At 66.9% G+C, this 10,635-nt stretch carries 7 protein-coding genes; 6 read left to right on the forward strand and 1 reads right to left on the reverse strand.

Annotated features, from left to right (window positions below; genetic code table 11):
• Positions 1–5 precede the first annotated feature (5 nt).
• The 6 genes from AC5Y2S_RS19675 (at position 6) to AC5Y2S_RS19700 (ending at position 9,500) form a co-directional block, all read left to right on the forward strand.
• A complete protein-coding gene (locus AC5Y2S_RS19675; RefSeq protein ID WP_499957775.1) occupies positions 6–974 on the forward strand; it encodes a carbon-nitrogen hydrolase family protein in 969 nt (322 codons plus the stop codon).
• A gap of 304 nt (positions 975–1,278) precedes the next feature.
• Entirely contained in the window at positions 1,279–4,944 is a 3,666-nt protein-coding gene (locus AC5Y2S_RS19680; protein WP_499957776.1) for a nitrate reductase subunit alpha, read from the forward strand.
• A 3-nt stretch (positions 4,945–4,947) separates the two neighbouring features.
• Positions 4,948–6,546, forward strand: coding sequence for a nitrate reductase subunit beta (gene narH / locus AC5Y2S_RS19685; protein WP_499957778.1), 1,599 nt, complete (start codon positions 4,948–4,950; stop codon positions 6,544–6,546).
• On the forward strand, positions 6,543–7,214 hold the full coding sequence (gene narJ / locus AC5Y2S_RS19690) for a nitrate reductase molybdenum cofactor assembly chaperone (protein WP_499957779.1): 672 nt from the start codon (positions 6,543–6,545) through the stop codon (positions 7,212–7,214). Before narH ends, narJ begins: the two co-directional genes overlap by 4 nt.
• Complete coding sequence (narI, locus tag AC5Y2S_RS19695; RefSeq protein WP_499957780.1) at positions 7,211–7,954, forward strand: respiratory nitrate reductase subunit gamma; 744 nt, start codon at positions 7,211–7,213, stop codon at positions 7,952–7,954. Before narJ ends, narI begins: the two co-directional genes overlap by 4 nt.
• Positions 7,955–8,066: 112 nt before the next feature.
• Positions 8,067–9,500 (forward strand): nitrate/nitrite transporter, encoded by a 1,434-nt coding sequence (locus AC5Y2S_RS19700; RefSeq protein WP_499957781.1) that lies wholly within the window; start codon positions 8,067–8,069, stop codon positions 9,498–9,500.
• Between the two features lie 36 nt (positions 9,501–9,536).
• Here AC5Y2S_RS19700 and AC5Y2S_RS19705 read toward each other — a convergent pair whose 3' ends face one another.
• Positions 9,537–10,532 (reverse strand): PE family protein, encoded by a 996-nt coding sequence (locus AC5Y2S_RS19705; RefSeq protein ID WP_499957783.1) that lies wholly within the window; start codon positions 10,530–10,532, stop codon positions 9,537–9,539.
• Positions 10,533–10,635: the final 103 nt, after the last annotated feature.

Below are 10,635 nucleotides of genomic sequence, written 5' to 3' on the forward strand. Positions count from 1 at the left end.
GACATATGGACATGACTCTGCGCGCGGCAGCCGTCCAGTTGGACGCCGTCCTCGCCGACGTCGGCGCCAACCTCGCCGCGGTCGAGCGCCTGGTCGATGAAGCCGCGGCCGCCGGCGCAACAGTGATCGCCCTGCCGGAGTTCTTCACCACCGGCATCGGCTTTCTGCCGGAACTCGCCGATGCCGCGCTACCGCCAAACGGCCAGGCCACCGACCTGTTGCGAAGCCTGGCCCAACGCCACGGCGCCATGATCGGCGGGTCGTTCTTGGCCAGGGACACCGACGGACACGTGCGCAACGCCTACCTGCTGGTGACGGCGGAGGGCGTGGTGGGTCGGCACGACAAGGACCTGCCCACCATGTGGGAGAACGCGTTCTACATCGGCGGCCGCGACGACGGCGTGATCTCGGCCGGCGAGCTCACGGTGGGCGTCGCCATGTGCTGGGAGCTCATGCGCACGCAGACGGTGCACCGGCTCCGCGGGCGCATTGACCTGGCGATGACGGGATCGGGCTGGTGGTCGGTTCCGGACTGGCACCCGTCGGCCGTCTTCCGCTGGATGGAAACCCGCAACGCCGCAACCGCCCGGCGAGCGGCCCAGTCCTTCGCCGGCTACGTCGGCGCGCCAGTGCTGCACGCCGCACACGCCGGCGCACTGCGATGCCGGATGCCTTGGCTAGCAATCGATTACAGCGGTCACTTCGAGGGTGGAACCATGATTGTCGGCGGCGACGGCGTGGTACTCGCCAGCCGCGACCAGGGCCAGGGTGAGGGCGTCGTCGTCGGTGATATCGACGTGGGCCGTTGCGCACCGAAAGCGCAACCGCCGGAAGGCTTTTGGCTGCACCGGCGCGGACTCCTCCCGTCCTCCGCATGGCATTACCAGCGGCTGCACGGTAGGCGCTTTTACCGCCGTCATGTCGCCCGCGAATTCGATGTGGGTCGACGTGCCGGCAGCGTCAGCAGTCGGTGAACATTCTTGGTTGCATGATCGGACGCGCGATTCGCGTGTTAACGGCACGAAAATTGTGAGCCCGGGATTGTGGCGCCGCGACGGCTAGCTGCCGTAGCAGTTTCCGCCGATTAGGTCATCCAGCAGCGCGTTTTCCTCGTCGTGGGCAACATCGCGACGCGGCTCGCGACGCCGAATATGACCGCGGTGTTAACCCGAGCGCACAACCGGACCAGGGCGTCGGTGCGATCTTTTGAGCGGCTAAAAACCTCCCCTACGCTCGGTAAATGACCGCGCAATAGGCCCCGTTTCGAGAGGAGGCGCCATGGTCGATCTCAACGCGAATCGCCAGTCCGCCGCCGACGCCTTGCTCGGATTCAGCAAATACTTTCATCGGGGCGAGATCTCGGCGGATCACCGCGCGCTGCACAAGGTCGGTGGCCGGTCGGCGGATGACTTCTACCGGGATCGCTGGGCGCATGACAAGGTCGTCCGCTCGACGCACGGCGTGAACTGTACCGGCTCGTGCTCGTGGAAGATCTACGTCAAGGACGGCGTCATCACCTGGGAGTCCCAGCAGACGGACTACCCCTCGGTCGGCGCCGACAAGCCCGAATACGAGCCGCGCGGTTGCCCGCGCGGGGCCTCGTTCTCCTGGTACACGTATTCGCCTGCCCGCGTGCGCTATCCGTACGTGCGCGGCGTGCTGCTGGAGTACTACCGCGAAGCCAAGGCGCGACTCAACGACCCCGTGCTCGCGTGGGCCGACATCGTGGACGATCCGGCGAAGGCCGCCCGCTACAAGGCCGCCCGCGGCAAGGGCGGGTTTGTCCGGGCCGAGTGGTGGGAGGCCGCGGAGATCGCGGCCGCGGCGCACGTGCACACGATCAAGAAGTACGGCCCCGACCGGGTGGCCGGGTTCTCGCCGATACCGGCGATGTCGATGGTCAGCCACGCCGTTGGGGCACGGTTCATTTCGCTGATCGGCGGGTCGATGCTGTCGTTCTACGACTGGTACGCCGACCTTCCGGTGGCCTCGCCGCAGGTGTTCGGCGACCAGACCGACGTCCCCGAATCGGCCGACTGGTTCGACGCCGGCTACCTGATCATGTGGGGCTCCAACGTCCCGGTCACCCGGACCCCCGACGCGCACTACATGACCGAGGCGCGCTATCGCGGCCAGAAGGTGATCGTGGTCTCGCCCGACTACGCGGACAACACCAAGTTCGCCGACGAATGGCTGCCGGCACGGCCCGGAACCGACGCCGCGCTGGCGATGTCGATGGGCCACGTGATCCTCAAGGAATTCTTCGTCGACCGGACCACCCCCTACTTCTCCGACTACGTGAAGAAATACACCGACCTGCCGTTCCTGGTGACGCTGACCGAGCGCGACGGGGCCTGGCTGCCCGGAAAGTTCCTCACCGCTGCCGATCTCGGGGACACAAGCGAAGGCGCGTCGTCCAAAACGGTGCTGCTCGACGCGCAGGCCAACCCGGTGGTGCCGAACGGCTCGCTGGGGCATCGCTTCACCGCATCCGGCGAGGGCAACTGGAACCTCGACCTGCGCGGCGTCGACCCGCTGCTGACGCTGCACGGCGCCGACGGCGACGCGGCCGCCGTGACGCTGCCCCGGTTCGACAGTAGCCGCCCGGACGTGCTGACCCGCGGCGTGCCGACGAAGACCATTGCCGGGCAGCGGGTTACGACGGTGTTCGACCTGTTGCTCGCGCAATATGGCGTGCACCGCGACGGCCTCCCCGGTGAGTGGCCGATGCACTACGGCGACGCGAGCCAGCCGTACACACCGGCCTGGCAGGAGCCGATCACCGGGGTCTCGGCCAAGGCGGCCGAACGGATCGCGCGCGAATTCGCCGACAATGCGGAGCGTTCGGGTGGCCGGTCGATGATCTTGATGGGAGCCGGGACCAATCACTGGTTTCACTCCGACCAGATCTATCGTTCGTTCCTCACGCTGGTGATGCTGACCGGTTGCCAGGGCGTCAACGGCGGCGGCTGGGCGCACTACGTCGGGCAGGAGAAGTGCCGACCGGTCACGGGTTGGTCCACGCTGGCTTTCGGGCTGGATTGGCAGCGGCCGGCCCGGCAGATGCAGGGCACGGTGTTCTGGTACCTGGCGACCGACCAGTGGCGCTACGACCGGTTCACCTCCGAGGTGATGGCGTCCCCGACGGCCGCGGGCCGGTTCGCGGGCCGGACGGCGGCCGACAACATCGCGCTGGCGAGCCGGCTGGGCTGGATGCCGAGTTATCCGACGTTCAACCGCAACCCGCTGGATCTGGCTGACGAGGCCGAGCGCCTGGGCAAGGACGCCGCGGCGCATGTCGTGGACGGGCTGAGGTCCGGCCATCTCCAATTCGCTTGCGAGGACCCGGATGCGCCGGAGAACTTTCCGCGCTGCCTGACGGTGTGGCGCTCGAACCTGCTCGGCTCGTCGGCCAAGGGCAACGAGTACTTCCTCAAGCACCTGCTCGGCACCGACTCGAGCGTCGCCGCCCGTGACGAGGATGCCGTGCGTCCGCAGGAGGTGCGCTGGCGCGACGAGGCACCGATCGGGAAGCTGGACTTGTTGCTGTCGTTGGACTTTCGCAACACCAGCACCACGCTGTTCTCCGACATCGTGCTGCCCGCGGCCACCTGGTACGAGAAGCACGACCTGTCCAGCACCGACATGCATCCGTTCGTGCACGCCTTCTCGCCGGCGATCTCCCCGCCGTGGGAGACCAAGACGGACTTCGACGCGTTTCACCGGATCGCGCGGGGGTTCTCCTGGCTGGCCGACAAGCACCTCGGCAAGCGCAAAGACATCGTGGCGATGCCGCTGCAGCACGACAGCGCCGACGCCACCGCCCAGCCGGGAGGGCGCGTGCTGGACTGGAAAACCGGCGAATGCGACCCCATTCCGGGCAAGACAATGCCGCGGCTGGTCATGGTCGAACGCGACTACCCGGCGGTCGCCGAGAAGATGGCGGCGCTGGGGCCGATGGTGGAAACCGTCGGGCTGACCACCAAGGGCGTGACGACGCATCCCGACGCGGAGGTCGAATACCTGCGCGGCGTCAACGGCACCGTCGTCAGCGGCATGGCGGTCGGGCGGCCGTCGCTGGCCAAGGACATTCACGCCGCCGAGGCCATCCTGGCCCTGTCCGGCACGACGAACGGGCGGCTGGCCGTCGAGGGATTCGAGGCGCTGCAGCGCCGCACCGGCATCGAGCTCGCCGACCTCGCCAAGGAGAACGAGGGGCGGCGAATCACCTTCGCCGACACGCAGTCCCGTCCGGTGCCGGTGAACACCTCGCCGGAGTGGTCCGGTTCGGAGACCGGGGGGCGCCGGTACTCGCCGTTCACCATCAACACCGAGCGGCTCAAGCCCTGGCACACGTTGACGGGCCGGCAGCACTTCTACCTCGATCACGACTGGATGGGTGAGCTGGGGGAGCAGTTGCCGATCTTCCGCCCGCCACTGGACATGACGGCGCTGTTCGACGAGCCGGCGGTCGGCGACACCAGCGGCGGGATCACCGTGCGGTACCTGACGCCGCACTCCAAGTGGTCCATCCACTCGGCCTATCAGGACAACCTGCACATGCTCACGCTTTCCCGTGGCGGGCAGGCGATTTGGATATCCGACGTGGACGCGGCGAAGATCGGCGTCCAGGACAACGACTGGATCGAATGCACCAACCGCAACGGGGTGGTGAACGCGCGCGCGATCGTCAGCCACCGGATGCCCGAAGGTCTGGTGTTCATGTACCACGCGCAGGACAAGGCGGTCGACGTGCCGCGCACCGAGAAGACCGGCAAGCGCGGCGGCATCCACAACGCCCTCACCCGGATCATGATCAAGCCGTCACACCTGATCGGGGGCTACGCCCAGCAGTCCTTCGCGCTGAACTATCACGGCCCCACCGGAAACCAGCGCGACGAGGTCACCACGATCAGGCGGCGCTCGCAAGAAGTGGAGTACTGACGCATGAGAGTCATGGCTCAGCTCGCGATGGTGATGAACCTCGACAAGTGCATCGGGTGCCACACCTGCAGCGTCACCTGCAAGCAGGCCTGGACCAACCGCGGCGGCGTCGAGTACGTCTGGTTCAACAACGTCGAAACCCGCCCCGGGCAGGGATACCCGCGCCAGTACCAGGACCAGGAGAAGTGGAAGGGCGGCTGGACACTCAACAAGCGTGGCAAGCTGACGCTCAAGTCGGGGTCTCGGATCAAGCGGCTGCTGAACATCTTCGCCAATCCCGACCTGCCGACGGTGTCGGACTACTACGACCCGTGGACCTACGACTACGAGAACCTGCTGTCCGCGCCGGCGATGGACACCACGCCGGTGGCCCGTCCCAAGTCACTGATCACCGGCCAGGACACCAAGGTGACGTGGGGCGCGAACTGGGATGACGACCTGGGCGGGGGACCGGAGCAGATCGGCCGGGATCCACTGCTGGCCAAGGTGTCCGACAAGGTGAAGCTCGAGTTCGAGCAGACCTTCATGTTCTACCTGCCGCGCATCTGCGAACACTGCCTGAATCCGTCGTGCGCGGCGTCCTGCCCGTCCGGCGCGATCTACAAGCGCAGCGAGGACGGCATCGTGCTGGTCGATCAGGACCGCTGCCGCGGATGGCGGCAATGCGTCACCGGCTGCCCCTACAAAAAGATCTACTTCAACCACAAGACCGGCAAGGCCGAGAAGTGCACGTTCTGCTACCCGCGGGTCGAGGTGGGCATTCCGACCGTGTGCTCCGAGACCTGCGTCGGCCGGTTGCGCTACATCGGGGTGCTGCTCTACGACGCCGACGCGGTGGCGGCCGCGGCGTCGGTGCGCGACGAGAAGGACCTCTATCCAGCGCAACTCGGCGTGTTCCTCAACCCGCACGATCCCCGGGTCGTCGCCGAGGCGGAGCGCGCCGGCATCTCCGGCGAATGGATCCAGGCCGCCCAGAATTCGCCGGTCTATCGCCTGATTGTCGACTATCAGGTGGCGCTGCCATTGCATCCGGAGTACCGCACGATGCCGATGGTCTGGTATGTCCCGCCGCTGTCCCCGGTGGTCGACGTGCTCGCCGAGACCGGCCACGACGGCGAGAACCGCAACAACCTGTTCGGCGCCATCGACGCGTTGCGCATCCCGATCGAGTATCTGGCCGAGCTGTTCACCGCCGGCGACGTCGGGCCGGTTCGCGCTGCGCTGCAACGGCTTGCGGCGATGCGCTCGTACATGCGGGCGGCGAACCTGGGCGAGGAATTCGACGACTCGATACCGGAGTCGGTGAGGCTGAAGGGCGAAGAGATCGAAGCGATGTACCGGCTGTTGGCCATTGCCAAATATGCCGACCGCTACGTGATTCCCAACGGCGCGGGGTCGGATGCGCACCGCCTCGATGCGCTCGCGACCGGGTGCAGCCTCGACGGCGACGGCGGGCCCGGCATGACGGCGTTCGACGCGATGGCCGAGAAGTTCCACCTCACCAACGGCAACGGCAACGGCAGCAACGGCAACGGCGGCAAGCCGGTCAACCTGCTCAACTGGGACGGCCGCAGCACCGACGGGTTGGTGCCGACAAAGTGAAGATGCTGACCCTCACCCGCAGGCCGGCCAACTCGGCGGGCCTGTCCGAGCGCGACCGGCGCCTGGTGTGGCGTATCGCCGCCCTGCTGCTGGACTACCCGAGCGAAACCATGCTCGCGATGACCGACCAACTGATCACGGCCGCAGCGGAATTGCCCGACTCGGTGGGCGAGCCGCTGCTGCACGTCCTGCATGAGCTGCGCGGCGGCCACCCGCTGCAGCTCGGCGCGCGGTACGTCGAAACGTTCGACATGCGTCGGCGCGCCAGCCTGCACCTGACGTACTACGCGTACGGCGACACCCGAAAGCGGGGCATGGCGCTGCTGCGCTTCAAGCACGCCTATCGCCAGGCGGGGCTGCAGCTCGGTGACGGCGAGCTTCCCGACTTCCTGCCGCTGGTACTGGAATTCGCCGCGACGATCGATCAGCTGCAGGGTGAACGGCTGCTCGGCGAGCACGTCCCGGTGCTCGAGCTCCTGCGACTGTCGTTGGCGGACACCGGCTCCGCGTACGCCCCAGTGCTGGCGGCGGTCCTGGCGACGCTGCCGCCGATCAGCACCGCGGACCGACGCCGCATCGCCGAGCTGGCCGCGGAGGGTCCCCCGGAGGAAGAGGTCGGGTTGGAACCGTTCGCGATGGATCCCATGGTCTCGGGCGGCCGGCGATGAACACCGTGTTGTGGATGACGGTTCCGTACGTCGCGTTCACGTCGTTTCTGCTCGGGCACGTCTGGCGTTACCGCACCGATCAGTTCGGTTGGACCACACGGTCTTCGCAGAGCTACGAGAGCCGACTGCTGCGAATGGGCAGCCCGCTGTTTCACTTCGGCCTGCTCGGCGTGGTCGGCGGTCACGTCGTCGGCCTGCTCATCCCCGAATCGTGGACGTCGGCGGTCGGGGTCTCGGAGTTTTTTTACCACGTGATGGCCGTCACGATGGGCTCGCTCGCGGGCTTCGCGGTCGTGACGGGAGCGGGAATCCTGTTGTACCGGCGCGTCACGGTGGCCGCCGTGCGCAGGGCGACGACCCGTAGCGACAAGGTGATGTACCTGCTGCTGGTGGGCGCGCTGGTGACCGGGATGCTCAACACGCTGACCAACGTGTTCGCCGCCTACAACTACCGCGACACGGTCTCACCGTGGTTCCGCAGCCTGTTTTCGCTGCATCCGGCGATGGAGCTGATGGCCGGCGCGCCGTGGACCTTTCAGCTGCATGTGCTGATTGTCGTTGCACTGCTTGGTATCTGGCCCTACACGCGGTTGGTGCACATGTTCAGCGCCCCCGTCGGCTACCTGACGCGTCCGTATCTGGTGTACCGCAGCCGGGACCCGCAGAAGGCGTCCGCCAACCGCTACGCGAGAGCGTGGGCCGCGCCCGAAGCCCCGCCTGCGCGCAACCGCTGGGTATGACGCGATCCGGCATCTAACTCACAGCGCTTCAGGGTCAGATTGTGAGCGGCTTGTAGCAAGCAGGTCATCGCGGGCAAGCGCTGCCGCAACAACACTTTCGTACGGTTCACGCATGCGCCAACACACCATTGATGATTGGGACGCCGAAGACGTCGACGCGTGGAACAACGGCGGGGCGAAGATCGCGCGCCGCAACTTGATCTGGTCCATCTTCGCCGAGCACGTCGGGTTCTCGGTCTGGTCGATCTGGTCGGTGATGGTCCTTTTCATGCCGCAGAACGTCTACCACATCGACGCCGCCGGAAAGTTCTTTCTGGTCGCGATGCCGACGCTGGTCGGAGCGATCCTGCGCCTGCCCTACACGTTCGCGACCGCAACGTTCGGCGGCCGGAACTGGACCGTGTTCTCCGCGATGGTGCTCGTGATCCCAACGGTGTTGACGCTGTATTTCATGGCCCACCCCGGCACGTCCTACACGACGTTCATGGTCGTGGCGGCCGTCGCGGGGTTGGGCGGGGGCAACTTCGCGTCGTCGATGACCAACATCAATGCCTTCTATCCGCAGCGGCTCAAGGGATGGGCGTTGGGCCTGAACGCCGGTGGCGGAAACATCGGAGTCGCGATGATCCAGGTCGTCGGGCTGCTGGTCATCGCGACCGCTGGTAACCGTTCCCCGCACTTGGTGTGCGCGGTGTATTTGGTGCTGTTGTCGGTCGCCGCGGTCGGCGCCGCGCTGTTCATGGACAACCTGACCAACCAGCGCACCAACGGCCGCTCGATGATCGACGTGATGGCCTACCGCGACTCGTGGCTGATCGCCGTGCTGTACATCGGCACGTTCGGATCGTTCATCGGCTTCTCGTTCGCGTTCGGCCAGGTGCTGCAAATCAGCTTCCTGGCCAACCTGAGTCACGGCGCGAAGGTGACCCCGGCGATGACGGCGCAGGCGGCGTTGCACGCCGCGCAGATCGCGTTCATCGGGCCGCTGCTGGGCTCGATCGTGCGGCCGGTCGGCGGATGGCTGTCCGACCGCGTCGGCGGCAGCAAGGTCACGCTGTACACGTTCGCCACGATGATTGCGGCCGCCGGCTGGCTGGTGGCGTTCGGCGGGATGGCCGACGCCAAACATCGCGCCCCGTCCGGCGGCGTCCTGCTCGCCTACGTCGTCGGGTTCGTCGCGTTGTTCATCCTGTCCGGAATCGGAAACGGCTCGGTATACAAGATGATCCCGTCGATCTTCGACGCCAAGGCGCAGAGCAACGACGGCCTCGACCCGGCCGAGAAGGCCGACTGGTCGCGCCGGATGTCGGGCGCGCTGATCGGGATCGCCGGCGCCATCGGCGCGCTCGGCGGCGTCGGCATCAACGTCGTGCTGCGGGCGTCCTACCTGTCGCCGGCGAAATCGGCGACGACGGCGTTCTGGGTCTTCCTGGGCTTCTACGTGTTGTGCGCGGTGATCACCTGGTTCGCCTACGTGCGCACGCCCGCTACGCGGCGCGCAGCGAAGGCCGCGGTGGCCGCCGAAGCGCTCGCTCCGGCGGCGTGATACCGGCGCCGTTGGGAATCAACGGGATTCGAGGCGTCACGTCGGCAAGAACGGCCTGATCGGGTCCATCCAGATCGGCGAGAGCAGCACCGGATCGGTCCACGCCGGCCACAGCAGCGCCGGGTTCGCGCCCGGCGGCGGCCAGTTGTTGTCGTTGGCGTAGGCCCATACCTCCCATGGGTTGTCGTAGTACGACGCCGTCTCGACCAGGCTGAACCAGTCCAGGTTCGGGTGGGTCAACCAGTAGCCCGTCCCCACGAAGTAGCCGCCGACCGCCCAAGCGGCGTAACTGGTTTGGAAGAGCGGGCCGAAGATCCTGCTCTGCCAGACGTGGACCTCTTCGTGGTTGACCATCACGTCATCGGCACCCGGCCCGGTTCCCAGGTGGGTGGTGACGTTGCCCATCGTGGTGGCGAAGCCGGGCAGCCCGATGCCGCCGCGGTACACGTGGGAACCCACGAGCGCACTGAACGCGGAATCGTAGCCGCCGGCGCTCGGCGTCAACGCATTGAGCGCTTGCACGCCGTAGCCCAGCGCGGTGCCCTCGAAGCCCCACGTGTAATCCAGCAGAAACGCGGCCCAACCGCGCCAGTCGCGGAAGTTGTAGATGCCGAATTCGCGCTGGACGAGCTGGTTCAGCTCGCCGATCGCCGCGTCGGCCACACCCGTCCCGGCCGCACTGCCGGTGCCGACCAACGGACGGCCCAACAACGCCTCGGTGGAAGCGTTGACCGCACTCAGCAGCGACGCGCTCGCCTCCTCCGCGCCCGCATACGAGCCGGCCGCCGAGGTGAGAGCCTGCACGAACTGCAGTTGAAACGCGCCGACCCGCGCGCTGAGCGCCTGATACTGCTGCCCGTAGCCGGCGAATATTGCCGCCACCGCCTGCGAGACCTCATCGGCGGCGGCCGCCGCCATCCCCGTAGTCGGGACGGCGACCGCAAGATGCGCCTCCTTCACCGCCGCGCCGATGCTCTCCAAATCCGTGGCGGCCGACGTCAACAACTCCGGAGCCACCACCAGAAGCGACACGTTTCCTCCTCATCCCTGTTGCCGATGAAGCGTATTCACGTCTCAATTCGGCAGGTGGGTTTTTCGGCGCATCGGTAATCGAGCTGTGGCCAAAACCTTGACA

This window comes from Mycobacterium sp. NGS69 (assembly GCF_059812165.1).